The 19,634-nt window shown below is 42.7% G+C and carries 16 protein-coding genes; 8 read left to right on the forward strand and 8 right to left on the reverse strand.

Annotated elements, in window-relative coordinates; all coding sequences use genetic code 11:
- The first annotated feature begins 95 nt into the window (after positions 1–95).
- The 5 genes from ACYVRA_RS01815 to ACYVRA_RS01835 all read left to right on the forward strand — a co-directional run bounded on the left by ACYVRA_RS01815 (position 96) and on the right by ACYVRA_RS01835 (position 5,953).
- Entirely contained in the window at positions 96–248 is a 153-nt protein-coding gene (locus ACYVRA_RS01815) for a hypothetical protein (protein WP_461251040.1), read from the forward strand.
- A gap of 79 nt (positions 249–327) precedes the next feature.
- Entirely contained in the window at positions 328–2,571 is a 2,244-nt protein-coding gene (gene ppk1 / locus ACYVRA_RS01820; RefSeq protein ID WP_461251041.1) for a polyphosphate kinase 1, read from the forward strand.
- 14 nt (positions 2,572–2,585) lie between these two features.
- On the forward strand, positions 2,586–3,290 hold the full coding sequence (locus ACYVRA_RS01825) for a zinc metallopeptidase (RefSeq protein WP_461251042.1): 705 nt from the start codon (positions 2,586–2,588) through the stop codon (positions 3,288–3,290).
- A gap of 201 nt (positions 3,291–3,491) precedes the next feature.
- Positions 3,492–5,177, forward strand: a complete 1,686-nt coding sequence (locus ACYVRA_RS01830; RefSeq protein ID WP_461251043.1) for an ATP-binding response regulator — start codon at positions 3,492–3,494, stop codon at positions 5,175–5,177.
- Positions 5,178–5,248: 71 nt separating this feature from the next.
- A complete protein-coding gene (locus ACYVRA_RS01835) occupies positions 5,249–5,953 on the forward strand; it encodes a tetratricopeptide repeat protein (protein WP_461251044.1) in 705 nt (234 codons plus the stop codon).
- Positions 5,954–5,960: 7 nt separating this feature from the next.
- Here the strand turns inward: ACYVRA_RS01835 and ACYVRA_RS01840 are convergent, their stop codons facing one another.
- Positions 5,961–7,133 (reverse strand): NAD(P)-dependent malic enzyme, encoded by a 1,173-nt coding sequence (locus ACYVRA_RS01840; RefSeq protein WP_461251045.1) that lies wholly within the window; start codon positions 7,131–7,133, stop codon positions 5,961–5,963.
- A 130-nt stretch (positions 7,134–7,263) separates the two neighbouring features.
- Here ACYVRA_RS01840 and ACYVRA_RS01845 point away from each other — a divergent pair, with 130 nt between their 5' ends.
- On the forward strand, positions 7,264–8,088 hold the full coding sequence (locus tag ACYVRA_RS01845; protein WP_461251046.1) for a pantothenate kinase: 825 nt from the start codon (positions 7,264–7,266) through the stop codon (positions 8,086–8,088).
- Here ACYVRA_RS01845 and ACYVRA_RS01850 read toward each other — a convergent pair.
- The 7 genes from ACYVRA_RS01850 to ACYVRA_RS01880 all read right to left on the reverse strand — a co-directional run bounded on the left by ACYVRA_RS01850 (position 8,062) and on the right by ACYVRA_RS01880 (position 18,179).
- A complete protein-coding gene (locus ACYVRA_RS01850; RefSeq protein ID WP_461251047.1) occupies positions 8,062–10,308 on the reverse strand; it encodes an ATP-binding protein in 2,247 nt (748 codons plus the stop codon). The two genes, ACYVRA_RS01845 and ACYVRA_RS01850, sit on opposite strands and share 27 nt — an antisense overlap.
- A 14-nt stretch (positions 10,309–10,322) precedes the next feature.
- Complete coding sequence (locus ACYVRA_RS01855; RefSeq protein ID WP_461251048.1) at positions 10,323–11,285, reverse strand: diacylglycerol/lipid kinase family protein; 963 nt, start codon at positions 11,283–11,285, stop codon at positions 10,323–10,325.
- A 15-nt stretch (positions 11,286–11,300) separates the two neighbouring features.
- A complete protein-coding gene (locus tag ACYVRA_RS01860) occupies positions 11,301–11,789 on the reverse strand; it encodes a chemotaxis protein CheX (RefSeq protein ID WP_461251049.1) in 489 nt (162 codons plus the stop codon).
- 3 nt (positions 11,790–11,792) lie between these two features.
- Positions 11,793–12,179: a response regulator gene (locus tag ACYVRA_RS01865; RefSeq protein WP_461251050.1), complete on the reverse strand. Its 387-nt coding sequence runs from the start codon at positions 12,177–12,179 to the stop codon at positions 11,793–11,795.
- A gap of 143 nt (positions 12,180–12,322) precedes the next feature.
- Positions 12,323–13,873, reverse strand: a complete 1,551-nt coding sequence (locus ACYVRA_RS01870; RefSeq protein WP_461251051.1) for a hypothetical protein — start codon at positions 13,871–13,873, stop codon at positions 12,323–12,325.
- Positions 13,874–14,049: 176 nt separating this feature from the next.
- Positions 14,050–17,076 (reverse strand): caspase family protein, encoded by a 3,027-nt coding sequence (locus ACYVRA_RS01875; protein ID WP_461251052.1) that lies wholly within the window; start codon positions 17,074–17,076, stop codon positions 14,050–14,052.
- Positions 17,077–17,597: 521 nt separating this feature from the next.
- Positions 17,598–18,179: a hypothetical protein gene (locus ACYVRA_RS01880; RefSeq protein ID WP_461251053.1), complete on the reverse strand. Its 582-nt coding sequence runs from the start codon at positions 18,177–18,179 to the stop codon at positions 17,598–17,600.
- Positions 18,180–18,494: 315 nt separating this feature from the next.
- Here ACYVRA_RS01880 and ACYVRA_RS01885 point away from each other — a divergent pair, with 315 nt between their 5' ends.
- Together ACYVRA_RS01885 and ACYVRA_RS01890 are read left to right on the forward strand one after the other, a co-directional pair.
- On the forward strand, positions 18,495–19,316 hold the full coding sequence (locus ACYVRA_RS01885) for an Rpn family recombination-promoting nuclease/putative transposase (RefSeq protein WP_461251054.1): 822 nt from the start codon (positions 18,495–18,497) through the stop codon (positions 19,314–19,316).
- On the forward strand, positions 19,313–19,510 hold the full coding sequence (locus tag ACYVRA_RS01890; RefSeq protein ID WP_461251055.1) for a hypothetical protein: 198 nt from the start codon (positions 19,313–19,315) through the stop codon (positions 19,508–19,510). Before ACYVRA_RS01885 ends, ACYVRA_RS01890 begins: the two co-directional genes overlap by 4 nt.
- Positions 19,511–19,634 lie beyond the last annotated feature (124 nt).

Here is a 19,634-nt window from a genome sequence, read left to right on the forward strand (position 1 = left end):
AAAATAAATACTAAATATATTTTTAGGCATACATCGTTCTACAAATACTTGTTGATTTGCCATAAAAAGAGTATATTAAACACAGAGGAGTTTTTATGATTACAGTAACCGAAACTGAAACCGCCACCGAGTGTATTCACGGAGAGAGCTGTCCCCTTCATGCCGAAAATCCTCCATTTAATGCCATTACTTTTGCAGCTATGCAAGAGGCTAAGGATATAGCCAAGAGTACCCCTTTATGTTCTTAATAAGAATCCTTGCGATTTAATCATAAAAATTAGCCCTTATTTGTATAAAAAGTTTTATAAATAGTATATAATTTAATAAATGGACAAAACTGAAAATAATAAACTTGATTTCCCGTATATCAGCCGCGATCTTTCATGGGTGGATTTTAATGAGCGTGTAATGAACGAAGGGCTTCGTGAAGAAACGCCCCTTCTTGAAAGATTAAGGTTTCTTTCTATCGTATCAACCAATTTTGACGAGTTTTTTATGGTCAGGGTCGCGGCGTTAAAACGTCTGCAAAAAGCGGAGGCCGGCAGAACGGTTGATCCTTCCGGATTAACGGCTGATCAGCAGTTAAAAGCAATTTCCAAAAAAGTTCATTCCATTATAAACAGGCAGTATGAATGTTTGCGTAATGAAATATTTCCGGGGCTCGCGAAAAACGGATTGTCCCTTTTGCGTCCCGATTCATGGTCTGTTCCGCAGCTTGATTTTTTAAACGCGTTCTTTTTAAATCAAATATATCCCGTATTGACTCCATTACGTTTGGAAGATGACAAACCCATGCCTTTTATCGAAAGCCGCTCGCTAAATGTCGTCTTCCTGCTTGAGCCTGAAAATCCGACTCCGCCTCAGGGGTTGGAAGGCGTAGCAAGCGACGCGCCAAAAGAGTTAATAGTAATTATACCTATTCCCGGCGTTTTAAACAGGCTTATCTGGCTGCCGAACTTTGAAGCGTCGCATAACGGCGGCGGAAAAGAAACCTTTCAGAAAGAAACCTTTCAGCTTGCTTTACTGGATGACGTAATTGTTACATGGGGCGGTTATCTTTTCCAGGGTTTTCGTGTTAAAGAAAGCATGTTGTTTAAAATTAACAGGGACGCGGATTTTTCAGTTGACGAACAGAGAGACGAAGATTTTGTCGAAGCAATGGTAGAAGTTATTGAAGGCAGGGGAAGATCGGATTGTATTAGGATGGTTTATTCACCGGGAAGCGCCATGTTAAAAGAGGACCTCGCGCGGCGTTTTTTACTGGATAGCGATTATTTGTATGAAGTTGACGGGCCGATAAATCCTGTTGATTTTATGGAGTTGTCCAATGTGGCAAGCCTTGAAGATTTGACGGAAAAACCGTGGAAGATTCACAAGTCTGTAGATTTTAACGAAGAGACTCCCATCTGGGACAGAATCAGTCAGGGAGACGTGATGCTGCATTTGCCGTATCAGTCTTTTGATCCTGTGGTTCGTTTTTTTCAGGAAGCCGCTACAGACCCGCAGGTTATTTCTATTAGAACCGCGCTTTACAGGACGGGCGGCGCCATTCCGGGAATAGGGCTTCATTCGGGGTCTTCAGCTTTTTCCCCGGTTGTACGCGCCTTGGAGCAGGCGGCTTTGAACGGCAAGCATGTAACGGCGGTGGTTGAACTTAAAGCGCGGTTTGACGAGGAGCGGAATATCTCATGGGCGAACAGGCTGGAAAAAGCGGGCGTTATCGTCGTGTACGGGCTTTCACGTTTAAAAATTCATTCAAAAATATCGATGGTTCTGCGTAGGGAGAACGACCGCGTTAAGCGTTATGTGCATCTTTCTACTGGTAACTACAACGACAGAACGGCGAAATACTACGAAGACATCTGCCTCTTTACCTGCCGCGATGATATTGCCTATGACGCTGGGCTTATTTTTAACATGCTCACGGGTTACTCAACCGTTCAAACAATGACTAAACTAGTAATCGCGCCTACCGCACTAAAGCGCCGTTTTCTTGAACTTATTGAGAGGGAAGCGAACAGGGCAAGGCAAAAATATCCAGCCAGAATAATCGCAAAAATGAATTCTCTTACCGATGTTGACGTTATAAAAGCCCTTTACAACGCGTCTTGCGCGGGCGTAAAAATTTCCTTGTGTATCAGGGGAATCTGCACTTTAATTCCCGGCATAAAAGGAGTTTCCGAAAACATCCGCGTAATCAGCGTCATCGACCATTATCTTGAACACTCAAGAATTTATTACTTTTCCAACGGAGGCGCGGACGAAATTTACTGCGCCAGCGCCGATTTGATGACGCGAAATCTTGACCACAGAGTAGAAATTTTATTTCCAATACAAGATGAAAAACTCCGCGAAGTATTGTATGATATTCTTAACGATTATTTCCGTGATAACTGCCAATCTTCAGTGTTGGACAGCGAAGGCAAATGGGAACAGTTGGCTTCTCCTGCAGGAGAAAAACTTTTCCGTGTTCAGAAAGAAATGCTTGCCCGCGCGGCAAGGGATAGTGAAAATCACGGCTCCGTAAAACTTGAATATACCGTGCGGCGCAGCCCGCCCGCGGATAAATGACATGGAGGCAGATTATGTTTTTTGATCAGTATTACTTATTCTTAGTCGTTCCAACATTGCTCTTGTCGCTTTGGGCGCAATTTATGGTTAAATCCACTTTTAATAAATATTCAAAAGTGCCCTGTTCGCGGGGAATAACCGGCACCGACGCGGCGAATCTTTTACTGCAGACGAACAACATCAACGATGTAAGAGTTGAGCCGGTCGGCGGCTCCCTTACGGACCATTATTCGCCCTCGGACAAAAAATTGCGGCTTTCGCAGCCAGTGTACGGCTCAACGTCAATTGCCGCGGTAGGCGTCGCCGCGCATGAAGCCGGACACGCCATTCAACACGCCACCCACTGGAGCCCTCTTTTCTTGAGAAGTACGCTTGTACCTGTGGCAAATATCGGCTCAAGATTCGGCCCTTGGCTTGCGATAGCGGGACTTGCCATTCCTGCCAGTTCGTCCTTTGGCGGTATTTCCTCATTGTTATTAAATATTGGAATTATTCTCTTTAGTGGCGCAGTGCTTTTCTACGTTATCACATTACCAGTGGAATTTAACGCTTCAAACAGGGCTATTAAGGTCTTACGCGCCAACAATGTGCTGAACGAAAAAGAATTAAATGGCGTTAAAAAGGTTTTAACCGCCGCGGCATTAACTTATGTTGCCTCAGCGCTTTCTTCGATTGCCAGTCTACTGCGCCTTATTCTGCTATCGCGCCGCCGTCGATAAAAGTATTTTACGAAAAATTCCCTTCTGGGGCATATATAATACTAAAAATCACCTGACATTACAAAACATGCAAATACCCACAAATATTTGTTAATTTATTCTAAATCTTTAATATTTCACCTTGCCCTGTTTTTCTCTTTATGGTACAATCTAAAGGTCAGGTTTCTATTCCCCTATATTTGGGTTTTTTGAAGGTATTATATGTTTACTAATTTTCGTTTTTTTAATTTAATCTCTGTTCTCGTCTTATTGGTCATTGTAATTGTTCTTTTTATTATTTTATTATTAAGACGCGCCAATGAAAAGAAAAAGCTTGAAAAGCTGGTGCTGTTACGCACTGGTGAGTTAAACAAGCGCCTGCAGGAACTGGAAGCCGAGCTTGAGACCGCTAATGCCGTAAGCAAATCAAAATCCGCGTTTCACGCGAATATCAGTAATGAGATTCGCACACCCTTGGACAGCATCATTGGATTTTCTGATTTGGCTCTGGATGATGATATTTCCAGTAAAACAAAAGATTATCTGACCAATATCCGCGTTAATGCGGACTGGTTATTGCAAATTACCAATGATATTATGGATATTTCAAAAATTGAATCCGGTGAATTGTCACTGAAAAAAATTCCATTTGATATGCATGAACTGTTCGCGAGCTGCAGAACATTGGTAATGCCTAAAGCAGTTGATAAAGGCATATTGCTTCACTTTTACGCCGAACCCAGCGTCGGTAAAAAACCTGTTGGAGATCCTGTAAGACTACGGCAGATATTTGTAAACTTGCTTTCCAACGCGGTAAAGTTTACAAATACCGGAATGGTCAAACTTGTATCCGATATTATCCGTATAGATGACAAGTCAATTACAATACATTTTGAAATTAAAGACAGCGGCATTGGCATGACTGCCGAACAGATAGCGGTAATATTTGAACCTTTCTCAAAAGTGGAAACCGTTATGGCAAACAGATACGGAGGCACGGGGCTAAGTTTACCGATAACCAAGAGCATTATAGAAATGATGGGAGGGAAACTCTCCGTAGACAGTACGCCAGGCGTTGGAAGCAGATTTAGTTTTGATCTTACGTTTGACACGATAGACGCGTCCATGGAAGAAATGTTCCAAAGCAGGATTTTCCCCAAAGAACTTGAAAAGCCCGTATTTAACGGCGAGGTTCTTATTTGCGAAGACAATTTTATGAAGCAGGAAGTTATACGCGAACATCTTACAAGAGTGGGCTTAAAAACTGTAATTGTAGAAAACGGTTTAATTGGCGTTGAACTGGTTAAAAGCCGTATCAGGAAAGGCGAAAAATTATTCGATTTAATCTTTATGGATATGAATATGCCTGTAATGGACGGGCTTGAGGCTGCCGTTGAAATCGTCAAACTTAATGATAAAATTCCCATTGTAGCCCTGACAGCCAATATAATGACCGAAGATATGGAAACTTATAAGTCTCATGGTATAGCTGATTGTGTTGGCAAGCCGTTTACCTCCCAGGAATTGTGGCGCTGTTTGTTAAAATATCTAACGCCTGTAAAGCAATCAGATTTACTGAAAGAAATAAGAAAAGATGAGCCGGCAACCGATATAGAATTTCAAAAGTCGCTGGAAAAATATTTTATTAAAGCAAATATTAATAAATATGAAGAAATATGCAAATTAATAGAAAGCGGCGATATTAAAACGGCTTATAAGCTGGTGCATGCGTTAAAAGGCAACGCCGGGCAAATTGGGAAAAACCGTCTGCAATCAGCCGCCGCCAGCGTGGAACATCAACTTACCGATGGCGTAAACACGGCTACACCTGACCAAATGGCCGCGCTTAAAAGTGAATTAGACGCTGTAATAACGGAATTTTTACCATTACTTAACGAAGATAATTAATAAAGTTGTTTGGAAATTTCAGTTTCCTAATAACTTCCTTATAAAAAATCTAATCTTTATTGGAGGGATATATGGCGGAAAGTCAGCCAGTTGATGATGTTGTTGAATTATTCAATAAAGGGAATGCCGCCGGAATGTTAAATAATTTTGCGGAGGCTTTTGATTGTTACCGTAAAGCGGCGGATTTGGGATACGCTCCGGCTCAGTGTAATCTGGCGTATTGTTATGAAAAAGGGCATGGCGTTCCCCATAATTTTACCAAAGCGCTTGATTATTATCAGAAAGCCGTAAAACAAGGGTATGCTCCCGCCATGTGTAACTTGGGATGGTGTTTTGAAAGCGGCAACGGAGTAGAAATGGATTTAGACAAAGCGGTTGCGTATTATACCAAGGCGGCTGAACTGGGATACGCGCCCGCTCAGAGTAATTTGGGTTTTTGTTATGAAAATGGCAATGGCATAACTAAAGATATAAAAGAAGCCATTAAATGGTACAAACAGGCTGCGGCTCAAGGTAATGTTTTTGCCCAATATAATTTGGGCGTATGTTATGAGTTTGGCAAAGGAATAACTGCTGATATTGTAAAAGCAATTGATTTGTACAGAAAGTCCGCGGAACACGGATACGCGCCCGCTCAGAATTGTCTTGGGATGTGTTACGAGAATGGAAACGGCGTGCCAAAAAATCCGCTTGTAGCTCATGAATGGTATAATTATGCCGCGTCACAAGGGCATTTATCCGCAAAGAAAAATCTTGAAAATCTGAAAAAAAAGTAATTTTACGTTACGCTCTTGCCACGCCGCTCTTAATTGCGGCTTGGGCCGTCGCTTGCGCTACTGCGTCTCTTACTCTTGGGTCAAAAGCAGCGGGGATAATGTAATCGCGGCGTAATTCATTTTCGCTTACAAGATTGGCAAGCGCGTAAGCCGCGGCGATTTTCATTTCATCGTTAATGTCGCTTGCGCGGACATCAAGCGCCCCGCGGAAAATGCCAGGAAAGGCTAGCACATTGTTGATTTGGTTTGCAAAATCGCTGCGGCCTGTTCCCACTACGGCGGCTCCCGCGGCAAGAGCTAAATCCGGCATGATTTCCGGTGTTGGGTTAGACATCGGGAATAAAATTGCGTTAGGCGCCATTGATTTTACCATTTCCGCCGTTACCATGCCGGGCGCTGATACGCCGATAAAAACATCGGCTCCCCGCAGCGCGTCGGCAAGACTTCCCTTTTTCATTTGCCTGTTGGAAACTTCAGCCATTTCCGCCTTTTCGCTGTTAAGGCCGCCTCTGCCCTTGTAAATCGCACCCTGACGGTCGCACAGTACCACATCGGACAGTCCCAGCGCCAGTAAAAGCCTGATTACGGCAATACCCGCCGCGCCCGCGCCTAAGGTTACTACGCTGATATTCTCAAGTTTTTTTCCTGTAAGCTTTAGCGCGTTAAGAAGAGCGGCAAGCACTACTACCGCAGTCCCATGCTGATCATCGTGAAAAATGGGGATGTCACATCGCGCTTTTAATTTTCGCTCTATTTCAAAACAGCGCGGGGCGGAAATATCTTCCAGATTAATGCCGCCAAAACTCCCCGCGAGAAGCGCCACTGTTTCTACAATAACGTCAACTTCTTTTGAGCGTATGCACAACGGAATCGCGTCCACTCCGCCAAAGGCTTTGAACAGTACGCATTTTCCTTCCATTACGGGCATTCCGGCTTCAGGGCCAATATCGCCAAGTCCCAAGACGGCAGTGCCGTCGGTAACAACGGCGACCGTATTCCAGCGGCCTGTCAGCTCCCAGCTTTTTTCAGTGTTTTTCCGTATTTCAAGGCAAGGTTGGGCGACGCCGGGAGTGTAGGCAAGCGAAAGATCATCCCGCGTTGACACAGGCATTTTAGGTACGATTTCCAATTTGCCGCGCCACTGGTAATGTTTTTTTAATGATTCTTCGGCATAATTCATAATGGAATTAATATATTAAATAATCACCGTCTTAGCAATAAGCCATTTTTAAATAGGATAATCATAGAATCATTTTATTTTTTTTGTTAAGATTTTAAAATTAACAGTTTGTAGAAAAAAGGAGAGTATTTTGATAATAGGAATTGATATTGGCAGTACCATAACAAAAGCCGTTTCCATAGAAGACGGAAAAATTATTAAAATGATAAAAACAAAGGCGTCGGACGCTATAACCGCCGCTACCGGCGCTTTTGGAAAAATAGTCCTAGAAAACGGCATAAAAATAAACACTGTCGAAAGAATCAAAATTACCGGAGCCGGGGCGTCAAAAATAAAAGACGACATTTTTGGCATAGCTACAGGCAGGGTAAATGAAATTAAAGCTATCGGCACGGGAGGAATGTTTCTTTCCGGCATGAGTAATATAATTATTACAAATATTGGGACGGGAACCGTAATAATCGAAGCTGGAGATAAAGGTATTTCTCATTTTGGCGGCTCGGGCGTCGGCGGCGGAACAATTTTAGGGCTGGGTAAAAAGCTTTTGTCAGTTGCCGAATTCCACGATATTATGGAGCTTGCGAAAAACGGGAAATTAAATCAAGTTGACCTTTTGTTAGGTGACATCACGGAAACGAATTTAAGTTTTTTAAACGGAGAATGTACGGCTTCTAATTTTGGAAAAATGTTGGATACCGCCAATCAGGGGGATATCGCCCTTGCGATTATTAACATGGTCTTTCAGGTAATAGGAGTTCTTTCCGTATTTGCCGCAAGGGCTAAAAATTACAGCCGAGTCGTTGTTACGGGCAATGGCAGTAAAAACCCGATAGGGCGGAAAGTGCTTGCCGACGTAACTTCTATGTACGGAATTGAATTTATCTATCCTGAATACGCGGAATATACAACGGCGATTGGCGCGGGACTGTCAAACAGGGAGGGAAATAAAGAATAATGTTCCCTTGTTGGGTTCCGATTTAAGTTTAATGGCGCCTTTTACTTCTTTTATGCGGTCGCGCACAAGGTTTAAACCAATGCCCCTTCCGCCGTGAACAGTTTCAGTTTCCGCAGTGCTAAAGCCGGGCATGAATATTACTTTCATTAATATATCAGGATTATTCGCATCTTCTTTCTTTATTAAATTTTTGGCTAACGCGTTTTCGCTGATCTTTTTATAATCAAGTCCTTTTCCGTCATCGGTAAGTTTTATTTGAATATTCTTATGATCTTCCGTCATCTTAATGGAAAGCTTTATCGTGCCTGTCTCATTCTTGCCTTTGGCCTTTCTTTCTTCCGGCGTTTCTATCCCGTGCAGGGCGGAGTTACGGATAAGCTGCATCAGTATTTCTTTCATTACCCGTCTTGGACCTTTGTCTATAGCTTCAGGGTCAATGTCAGACGCGACAAATTTAATTTTCTTTTCTAAATCTTCGGCGACTCTGGAAGTGGTTTTTGTTAAAGATTCAATCAATACTTTAATATTTTGTTTTTCACCTGTTCCGCTCTTGCCGCCGCCTCCGGCATAACTTTTAAGCTTGTTAAGAATATCCCTGAACCCTTCTTTTTCTTTGGATATCTTTTCTATCTCCATAGTAAGATTCAGCATTTCACCGAAGGGCACGTCCCCCTGCATTTCTCTTAATCTCTTTATTTTTGATTCCAGGTTATGTACCTTGTTGCCAAATACGTTCAATCCAAGAATTACTGCGTTTGATTTAATGGCATGAACAGATTGGTAAATTTTTACAAGCGCGTCATGCGTGGATAATGTGTCATTTTTAAGAATCTTGTCAATCTCGTCAAACTCATGTTCCATATCCGCCATGAAGTCGTTAAATACGTCCGGCTCAACCTGGATAAGTTCAAAGACAGACTGCATTTCCTCCTGCCGTCTTGCTTCTTCTTCCGCCAGCCTTTGCTGCAGTTCTACTCTGGTTGTAATATCGTAGACTGTTACCAGAAGAAAGACTTCACCGCGCCCGCGTTCTACCGTGGCAAAGGCAAATTGGAATACCTTTCTTTCGCCTGTCTCTTTGTTTACATAGTGAAGCTCGTTTAACGGATTTATTTCTTCCAGCATTTCCTGATCGTAAGTGCGTTCAAGAATCATATTAAAATAATCCTTTATCGCTTCAAGTTCGCTATGATTGACCGAATCGGCAATAACATCCGTTAGATATTTTCCAAAGAGTTTGGTATCTGAAAGCATTTCTTCCAAATATCTTGAATAATGATCTTGAATAACAAAGTTCTTATCTATGAAGAAAAGGCCAATTTTCATGCTGTCTTTCATGACCGCGATTTCATCGCGCTCGGCAAGATGGGTCATGTCGTATAAACTGATTAGAGTGCCGCCGCTTCCCGACAGACTATGCGAAGCCGCTTTAAAATAACGTTTTTGGCCGTTTAGCGAAAATTCCCAGTCTTCCGCGTAGTCGTCTTTTTCTTTTAATAATTTTCCAGCCTGTATTTTCAGGCTTCTTCCGGGAAAAAGATCGATAAGAGGACGCCCTTGAACTAAAGTAGGATCGCTTGTATTTCCCAGATCGGATAAGGTTTTACTTGCATAGACAATTTCATTGCGCTCGTCTATCATGGCGACAAAGTTTTCTGTAGAAGCAAGAAGATCCATGAATGAATTTTGATGTTCAAGCGCTTTATTTAATACGAGTGTGGCCGATCTTGTAAGCAGCAGCAAAATAATACTGATAAATAAACAGATAACCCACATAACCAATACGGTAAATTTGGATACTGGTCCGCCTATTGGATAACCTCTCAAAAAAAGCAAGGCTGTAAAAATATTTTGAACTATTGTGAAACCAAGCGTTCTGTTAAAACTTGAATATAAACAGCTAATAGCGCACAGGAAAAGAGTGACAAACATATAATGGGAATTATGCCATCCGCTTAACATCATAAGCGTCGTATAGAATAATAAAAGCAAAGCGGGAACGTTAATTGCCATTTTGTAATAATTTATCGTGTTTTTGATAATCGCGATAACTATCACCAGGATCAATATCATTACAAGCCCGGCTATGCTGTAATTAACCTTAACTTTGGCGACGTAGGTTTCTACAATATAAGCCGCGCTTATGAAAATAACCATCGCGATAGAAGAAAAGTTCGCGATGCTTTTTAATCTGTTACTTTCAGTTTTTTTTATTGCCATGGAATAAGCCTTCCTTAAACAGCTTTAATTGACGCCAACGGATATTCTAAGTTATTTACCGTTACCATTTGTACCGCGTTATTAACCACATTCATAGTGATACTGGTATCTTGAATGTATTCATCATCAAGTTGAATCCACATTTGACCGGCGGCTTGTATTGAAATTTTCTTTCCTTTGATAATAACGCAATTTCTTGGACGTTTTCCTCTGGCGTATCTTCTCATGGATGAAAGCGTTTTCATGGGATGGGAAGATTTAATTAACGCGATATCCAAAAGACCATCATCGGGCGTCGCGTCCGAAACGCCTGTCATTCTTCCGTCGTGATACGGGGTATTCGCTACATGGATTAGGCAGTATTGCCCCGAATAATCCACATCATCAATATTTATTTTATATTCGCGCGCGGCGACATTTTTATCAAACGCGCCGAATAACGTGTTAAAATAAGATGAAAGTTTTGAGAAAACAATAAAGCTGTTTTTGCCCATATTTGGTTTTAAATCTTTTATTTTCTTTAATATGGTGGAATTCATTCCTATATAACAGGAATTTAACGCGTAATTTACCCCCCATCTGATTACGTCTGTTTGAAGAGCTTCTCCTTTAACAAGAGACGGAATATCCCTGAAGGATTCAATATTGTTTTCACCGAAAATTTTTAAAAAATCGCAAGTCTCTCCGTGAGGGACGGCCGCAAGTTGCATATTTGGAAAATGAGCGACGCCATTCACGCAGTCAAAAAGAATTTCTTCCCCGCCTATCGCGTAAATCCTGATGATGTCGTCCGATTTTGCCTTTTCCGCTTCGTCTTGAATTATGGTTATAGCGTTTCTTCTGTAACGTGAAAATTGTATGGAGAAATCAGGAGCTTCTTGTGTTCTAAAAAACTGCCCTATATTGTCCAAAATATTGTCCATCTTCCATTGCTGGCTGTAGAAAGCTTTTGGATCGAACACAAAAACGTGCTTCATTATGTTCTCTCCGGTTTAGGATTCATGATCAAGTTCAATCGCTACCATTAGGTGAAAAATATCATTTTCAAACGCCTTGTGCGGGATACAAAGAATACGCGTTTGTTTGCTGGGCCACGCTATTGAATGTTCTTTTCCCCTGATAATTGTAGGAATTGAAATTACAATCCTGTCCCCGTTTGGCACTTTTGGCTTTATGTTTCCAGCAATGATGTTATTTACTTCGCCAATCGCGTCAATTACATCGGCGTCAAGTTCCGTATGTCCCACGCCTGTTAATATATCGGTTAATTTAATCGCCAAATCAGCCTTCATGGAGACTATAACAGCGCCTTTAACCGCACCGGAAAGACCTATTACCGCAGAAATGTCCCATTCAAAAGCCTTGTCAGGATCCAGAAAGTGCGGATGCCTTGGGCTTACTTCAACACCTACAAATTCTTTGAAAGTGCTGACCGTAACTTCTACGAAAGGTTCTACATAGTTTTGTAATTCTACTGTCATTTTTTACATCCTGAATAAACGTAGTTTAGCCAATTTTTGCTTGAACAGATCAAGCTTAATTGGTTTAGTAATATAATCAGTTGCCCCATGTTTTAACGCTTCGATAACGTTAAACTTGGCGGCCTCACTGGTTACCATAATAATAGGCAAGTCTTTGTATTGATCCATCGCTCTAACTTGTTTTAGAAAATCAATTCCTGATAATCTTGGCATATTCCAGTCAAGCAGAATCAAATCAACGGTTTGCGTTTCCAATAACGCAAGAGCTTCTTCACCGTCTTTTGCTTCAATAAAATTACATGCTGATTCTACTCCAGAGAAGACGCCCTTTACCGTGTTTCTCATAATTCTGGAATCGTCAACAATCATAATTGTCACACCTGCAGGCATAATACCTCCTTATATTTTTATTTGGAGATAAGCGACATCCTAAATAGCTTATCATTACAGTATCTGCCATTTTAAAAGTAGATACCTATTTTTAAATGATACTATATATTTATCGTAAAAACAATGGCTTTTATATATTTTTTTTACCATTTCCTTTGTAATTCCATTCTCCATGACGCAGTCCAGTTCCATTTTTCAGGAAAATCCGGTGAAGATACCTTAAAACTGAATCTCCCCTGTTTAAAATGAATAGTCGTATTTAATGAAAAATCCCATTTTTCGTCTTTTTCCGGGAAAAAAACGCATCCCCCCTTTGTTCTGAACTGAAAAATCCCTGCCGACCATAAAAGTTCGCAATTTACATCGGCTGTTTCCCATGACCAATCTTTATCCAATACAGGAAAGGGCGATATATCGACGTTTGCACCCGCCAATCCCTTAATTGACCCTGAAAAATTGACTCCAAGGGGGTTTTTTATGCCTATTTTCCGCATATTTAGTGAAATTCCAAGGTTTCCGGTAAAACTATCACTAATTTTTAACGGATTAGCCGCATTTCTATCCATAGATAGGGATATACGCGTCAGGCGAAGGGTGTTGTTGCGTATTGCCGCGGAAGACGGGAACCGCCAATAAAAACCGGAAGAACTGCGGTTAAAATCCTCGCCAAAACCCGGTCCCCGTAATACGGTATTTAATCTGATTAGCGAACCATACTTGCCATTCCACTCAATTTTTGCCGCTCCTCTGAAACCTCCCCCATGATTTACGCCGTCTCTGTATACAAACCGCTCCCCCGCGCCATCCGCTGATAATGAAATTAATAATGGCCTTGATTTTTGCCCAAACGGCAAAGACGGCGAGTAGGAAATACCCAGATTGGCATATATGTCTTTTCCTACGGCAAAAGTTTCCGATAGGGCAAAATCTGAGCTTACGGAAAAATCCGGGTTTGTAAAGAGAAGCCCTGCGGCAAAGAGCCGGAATTCCCTCTGCGGCAAAGGCGGTTTATCAGAGAACCATGCGCTTGGCTTTGAAGGCGAAAGCGTTTTACCGGTGTAAAATGTTTCCAACAATAAATTGTTGGTTTTCTTAAAAGTAAAATCCAATCCGCCTGAAAACGCGGGCGTAAACTCGTCAACTTCCGATTGCGCGCTGATAAAAGTCCTTAAATTAACATCAGGAAAAAGTTTAAATAACGGGCTAGACAGATACAGATACGCCTCGTCTTCTTTTGTGGAAGAAGCCGCAGTTTTTAAATCCGCGATAATAGGCTTATGATTTTCTGCATAAGCCGGCGAGCGTATCCACGGGTTACGGATTCTTGCCGGCAGTCCCCATTCGTCAAGCGTCCCGTAAAGAAGCCTTGATCCTGTCGGCTTATGATACAAACCACCCGTGTAATTGGTGACTCCCTTATCAGGCTCTCCCCAGGGCGGCTCCAGCGAAAAGTCCAATGGATGCCTGTCCAGCACCTGAGCGCGTAGCGTAAGATTAGGCTGGAGAAACTGCAATTTAGTTTCTCCCCTATTGCCAAGAGTCCCAGATAAAGACGGTTCGTCCTGGAATGTAAAGGTTTTTTCTTCCCAAGAGCCGCTCCAGAGGAGGCTCCAGTTAAGAACCGGCGCGGGTTCCGCAGCGAGAACAACTGTGCCGCACAAAAGAACAGTGGCAAAAATGGATAAATTTTTCATACCTATATATGGCGTGCAGATGCGTGGCGCTTGACCGAAAATTAATAAATTTGAAAATATTTCACACTAAGGACACAAAGGTACAAAGAACACAAAGGAAGAGGGGAGAAGGGGTTTTTGTCCGAGGGTTTAGCGTGGGCTTCAAGATAAGATAGCGGACAAAGATAAGCGGTTCCTTATTTAAGGACTGAAATTATAAAGTCATTGAAGCCGTCGGGGATTAGTTTTACGGGTTTTTGGCGGCGGAAGCTCATGCGGCCTACGCGTTCTATTACATATTCGCCTAGTTTGTTGAGCGGCACTACGCCGTTTTCGGCGGCTTCTCCTTCAAGGCCGCCTTGCAGGCCGCGGGTTATTTCGTAGGTGAAATAGCCGCCGACTTTTTCTTTCTCGCGGGCGGATTGATCTTCCTGACTCGCGGTAAGAATGACGGTGCTGCGGTTTCTCAGGTTGTGAATCAATCGGTTGTTGTCAACGCCGCCGGATTCGCAGGTGTCTAGCAGGACTATTTTTCTGCACGGTATGTCAAGCGCCTGAATCATGTCCCCTATGCTGACGGCGGTGTTTACGTCAAATTTCGCGTCGCCGGTAAAGACCGTGTCGGCGGTAAGGAAGTAATACACTCCGTCCTCAGTTTTTCCGTGAGCCGCGACAAAGAGCAGAGCCACGTCATTTGGCCCCGCTTTTTTTAAAAAGTCCATATTGGCGAGGATGTTCTTTTTTGTTGGCTTTATTTTTTCGTTATCGGCGATGCGGAGGGTATGCACTTTGTTAAAGCGCCTCCCCTGCTGCGCCCTAAACGAATCGACTATTCTTTTGGAATCGCTCACCGCGTATTCTAAATTGTGATAGTCAGGGTTAGGCATATACTTATTAACCCCGATGGCAAGCACCCACAGATCGCCCTTTTTATCTGCGCCTTTTTTTGAAGCGCTTTGCGGCACGCTGATTATTATTGGCGCAAGCCCGTAATTCGCGTCATTTGCGGCGACAATTTCTATTCGGTTAAGGCCTGGGTCAAGCTGAAGCGTGATATTAAACGCGTACTGCTTTTCATTAAGGGAAGGGACAAGCCTTGTATAAGTCGGCTTAAGATTCTTCGCGGAGACAGTTTTTAGTTCTTCCGCGCCAATAGGCCTGCCGTTTACAATAATTTCTATGTCGCTGATTTGGCGCGCCAAGTCGGCGGCAGTGATAGTAAGGGTAACTTTTCGCGTAACGGGATCAACTTCGCCGTGCGAAACCTTCAGCGCGGGAGGGATGGAAGCGGTTTGTATGCTCACCCCCGGTTTGATGTCGCTAGGATCGGGAAGTCCCTGCAAGCGGTTTTCCACAACATCGGGGCGATAGAAAATTTTGGCGAATTGATCCATTCCGTAGACTTCGTTTTCGATACGGACATTGAGGTACTGGTCGCCCTTTGGGGAAGCGTTGTAGTAGCCGTCAGGGGTGATGACGATCCATTCGTTATCAATGAAACCGATGAATTGGGCGATTTCCTTACCGGTGGCAACGTCCCAGAGGCGGGAGGTGGTATCAATTGAGCCTGAAAAAACAATTTTACCGTCAGGACTGATAACTACAGATGGCACAAAATTTGAATGACCCGACAAGGTGCGGATCTCTCGTCCTGTAACTACGTCCCAGAGTTTTATTGTATTCCCTGATCCCGAAACAACGGTTTTACCGTCAGGGCTGAACGTTATGGAATACCCAGAACTTGAATGGCCCGACATGGTGCGGATAACAGAGCCTGTATCTACGTCCCAGAGTTTTATCGTCTTATCATCTGATCCTGAAACAACAGTTTTACCGTCAGGGCTGAACGCTACGGAAGTTACTATATTTGAATGACCCGACAGGTTGCGAATCTCACGACCTGTAATTACGTCCCAGAGTTTTATCGTATTATCACCTGATCCTGATACGATGGTTTTACTGTCAGGGCTGAACGCTACTGACCACACCTCATTTGAATGACCTGAAAGGGTATGTATCTTATTACCTGTAACTGCGTCCCAAAGCTTTATCGTATTATCACTTGATCCTGATACGATGGTTTTACTATCAGGGCTGAACGCTACTGACCACGCCTCATTTGAATGATCCGACAGGGTGTGGATCTCACGACCTGTACCTACGTCCCAGAGTTTTATCGTCTTATCCCTTGATCCTGAAACAACGGTTTTACCGTCAGGGCTAAACGCAACGGATTCCACTATATGTGAATGGCCCGACAGGGTGCGGATCTCACGGCCTGTAACTGCATCCCAGAGTTTTATCGTATCATCACTTGATCCTGAAACAACGGTTTTACCGTCAGGGCTGAACGCTACGGAAAACACCAAACCTGAATGACCCGACAGGGTGCGGATCTCAGAGCCTGTAACTGCGTCCCAGAGTTTTATCGTCTTATCTTCTGATCCTGAAACAACGGTTTTACCGTCAGGGCTGAACGCTACGGAAAGCACCAAACCTGAATGACCCGACAGGGTGCGGATTTCACGGCCCGTAACTGTGTCCCAGAGTTTTATCGACTTATCATATGATCCTGAAACAACAGTTTTAACATCAGGGCTGAACGCTACGGAGGTCACTGTATTTGTATGGCCCGACAGAGTGCGGATCTCACGGCCTGTAATTGAATCCCAGAGTTTTATAGTATTATCACTTGAACTTGAAACAACGGTTTTACCGTCAGAGCTGAACGCTACGGAAAGCACCAAACCTGAATGACCCGACAGGGTGCGGATCTCACGGCCTGTATCTACGTCCCAGAGTTTTATCGTCTCATCCCATGATCCAGAAACAACGTTTTTACCGTCAGGGCTGAACACTACGAATTCCACAAACCTTGAATGACCCGACAGGGTGCGGATTTCACGGCCTGTAACTGCGTCCCAGAGTTTTATAGTATTATCACTTGAACCTGAAACAACGGTTTTACTATCCGGGCTGAACATTACGGATTCCACCGCAGATGAATGACCCGACAGGGTGCGGATTTCACGGCTAGTAACTAAATCCCAGAGTTTTATAGTCCCATCATCTGAACCTGAAACAACGGTTTTACCGTCAGGGCTGATAGCTACTGAGTTAACACCATCTGAATGCCCCAACTGCGGAAACACAGCCACGTCCTGAGTAGCAATATCCGCAAGAAAAGCCGTAAAAACCGCAAGAACGCAAACAAACTTTTTCATGTTAAAACCTCTGGTTGTATTTAATATAGACTATATACCTTTATTAATACAATAGAGTGCTTAAAAAGTTACAAGAAATAGCGAAGAATTTCACACAAAGAACACAAAGAGACAAAGATCACGAAGAAGAGGGAAGAGGGTTTTTTGTCCGAAGACTGGGCGTGAGCTTCACGATGGGATTATGGATGAAAACTCTATTCCCCCTTTGTGATCTTTGTACCTTTGTGCTCTTTGTGTGAGGTTTTTGTCCGAGAGCTGAGCGTGAGCTTCACGATGGGATTATGGATGAAAACTCTATTCCCCCTTTGTGATCTTTGTACCTTTGTGCTCTTTGTGTGAGGTTTTTGTCCAAGGGGTAGGCGTGGGCTTCAGGATGGGATATCGGGCGAAATGTCGCGTTTTTCGGTAAAAAACGATTGACTTTTCATATCTCCTGCGCTATATTTAATATGCCAGGCTGTGGGATTAAAAGCCCACCGCGTGGAACCATACCCGGCTGCTCCGCAGCCGGTGTTTTTTTATCAAAGCGATTTCAAGTCATCTACGTTCAAGTAAATAAGGTTCTTATGTCCTTTCAATTTAAGGATAATCCTACCGCCATGAAATTTATTCCTTTCAGCATAGCCCTTAATAATATTACCATGCCCATCTGTATGAGTAACACTATTCCTTGCATTATACAATGTCCCCATTACTTCATGTCTTGATAAATCTGATGTTTCAAGGTTAATGAATACATTTGGCGCTTGTGACCTCGATTTCAAAAAATGAGTAGCGAGTGTGTTTGCATTGCCTCCGACATTCTTGAATTCATATTTCATCCCATTGACAATAGCATCATATTTTGTCCCTGGCTGTCGGTTGTTCTCTGGAACTAGATAAACTGTACTTCCCAAATCTCGTAGTATTTGCGCATCTTTGAATTCATCTTCAAAGTTACCCCTTTTTCTGCGAGGAGAAACAAATATGCGTTTGTCTTCTCTTTTCCATTTCTCGCCAGGGTACTCCTGCTCTGCAAACTGTCGCGCCTTCTTTGCGTTATCAGCTACACGTTCCGCTTCCTTTGCCTCAGTTTGTTGTTGCAAGGTTTCGTCTTTCGTCATAAATTGTATCTGGTATATTATCTTCATTTTCATAAAGAAGGTCAATTTATTCGCCAAGAATTTCACACAAAGATCACAAAGAGACAAAGAACACAAAGGAATAAGAAAGAAAATTTTTTGTCCATAGTCTAAGCATAAGCTTCACGATAAGATAACAGACAAAAACCCCTTTCCCCTCTTTGTGCTCTTTGTGTGAAATATTTTCGAAAAATTCCTAAAAACAGTCAAGCGCCACGCATCTGCACGCCATATAGAGTATGTACTTTTTATGCCGTTTTTAGCGGTTCGGTACAAAACCATTTTGCGAGGTCACTTATGAAAAATGTAAACAAAAAATTTAAAAGCAGCGTTTTCTCCTTTATCTTCAGCAACCCTGATGTTTTAAGAGAACTCTACTGCGCTCTGGAGGGGATAACCCTTAGCCGAGATGTCCCTGTCGTCATCAATACCCTTGAAGACATTTTGTACATGGACATTTATAACGACATTTCCTTCGAAATCGGAGGAAAACTGGTCGTTCTAATTGAACACCAGTCCAGCATAAATCCGAACATGGCTCTGCGCCTGCTAATGTACATAGGCCGGGTTTATGAAAAAATCATCGATGATAAGAAGATATATTCTTCGACAATGCTCTCAATCCCAAAGCCAGAGTTTTTCGTATTGTACAACGGCGTAGCCCCGTTTCCCGACGAGAAAATTGTTAAATTATCAGACTTGTTCAAGGAAACAGAAGGTACGGAGTTTTCAAAAAATGAACTTCCCGAATTAGAACTGAAAGTAAAGGTAATAAACATAAACGCGGGAAAAAACGAAAAAATAGCGCAAAATTGCCGGACATTAGCCGAATACAGCGCGTTTATATCGAAGGTGAGGGAGTTTCAGAAAGAGAAATTGCCTTTAAAAGAAGCGATGAAAAAAGCCGTGCAATATTGCCGCAAACATGATATATTGAAAGAGCTAATGGAAAAACACGGCAAGGAGATAATGAGTATGCTGACGACAGAATGGAACTGGGATACCGCGAAGGAAGTCTGGCAAGAAGAAGCTCGCGAAGAAGAGCGTAAAGAAATCCTTAAGCTTCTTAAGCAGGGATTGTCAGTTGATGAAATAGAAGAGAGGTTTAGAAAAAAATGAGTTTTCTGACAACGGAATGGAACTGGGATACCGCGAAGGAAGTCTGGCAGGAAGAGGCTCGAGAAAAAGCTCGTTATGAACTTCGTGAAGAAGTTCGTAATGAAGTTCGTGAAGAAAGGGACGAAGAAATCCTTAAGCTTTTTGATCAGGGATTATCAGGCGATGAAATAAAAGAGTGGTTGAGAAAAAAATGAGTTTTCTAACAACAGAATGGAATTGGGATACCACAGAGAGATTTACTACAAATATATTCGCAGTAGAAAGATAGAGGTTATCTTATCGCTAAACTCACGCTTAGACTTAGGACAAGAACCCCCT

It is taken from the genome of Treponema sp. R8-4-B8, from assembly GCF_054786175.1.

Coding starts and splice junctions, on each gene's coding strand:
- ACYVRA_RS01865 (WP_461251050.1), bottom strand. CDS start 12,179: ATGCCTGCAGGTGTGACAATTATGATTGTTGACGATTCCAGAATTATG.
- ACYVRA_RS01815 (WP_461251040.1), top strand. CDS start 96: ATGATTACAGTAACCGAAACTGAAACCGCCACCGAGTGTATTCACGGA.
- ACYVRA_RS01870 (WP_461251051.1), bottom strand. CDS start 13,873: ATGAAAAATTTATCCATTTTTGCCACTGTTCTTTTGTGCGGCACAGTT.
- ACYVRA_RS01840 (WP_461251045.1), bottom strand. CDS start 7,133: ATGAATTATGCCGAAGAATCATTAAAAAAACATTACCAGTGGCGCGGC.
- ACYVRA_RS01890 (WP_461251055.1), top strand. CDS start 19,313: ATGAGTTTTCTGACAACGGAATGGAACTGGGATACCGCGAAGGAAGTC.
- ACYVRA_RS01855 (WP_461251048.1), bottom strand. CDS start 11,285: ATGAAGCACGTTTTTGTGTTCGATCCAAAAGCTTTCTACAGCCAGCAA.
- ACYVRA_RS01880 (WP_461251053.1), bottom strand. CDS start 18,179: ATGACGAAAGACGAAACCTTGCAACAACAAACTGAGGCAAAGGAAGCG.
- ACYVRA_RS01860 (WP_461251049.1), bottom strand. CDS start 11,789: ATGACAGTAGAATTACAAAACTATGTAGAACCTTTCGTAGAAGTTACG.
- ACYVRA_RS01875 (WP_461251052.1), bottom strand. CDS start 17,076: ATGAAAAAGTTTGTTTGCGTTCTTGCGGTTTTTACGGCTTTTCTTGCG.
- ACYVRA_RS01885 (WP_461251054.1), top strand. CDS start 18,495: ATGAAAAATGTAAACAAAAAATTTAAAAGCAGCGTTTTCTCCTTTATC.
- ACYVRA_RS01850 (WP_461251047.1), bottom strand. CDS start 10,308: ATGGCAATAAAAAAAACTGAAAGTAACAGATTAAAAAGCATCGCGAAC.
- ppk1 (WP_461251041.1), top strand. CDS start 328: ATGGACAAAACTGAAAATAATAAACTTGATTTCCCGTATATCAGCCGC.
- ACYVRA_RS01830 (WP_461251043.1), top strand. CDS start 3,492: ATGTTTACTAATTTTCGTTTTTTTAATTTAATCTCTGTTCTCGTCTTA.
- ACYVRA_RS01835 (WP_461251044.1), top strand. CDS start 5,249: ATGGCGGAAAGTCAGCCAGTTGATGATGTTGTTGAATTATTCAATAAA.
- ACYVRA_RS01825 (WP_461251042.1), top strand. CDS start 2,586: ATGTTTTTTGATCAGTATTACTTATTCTTAGTCGTTCCAACATTGCTC.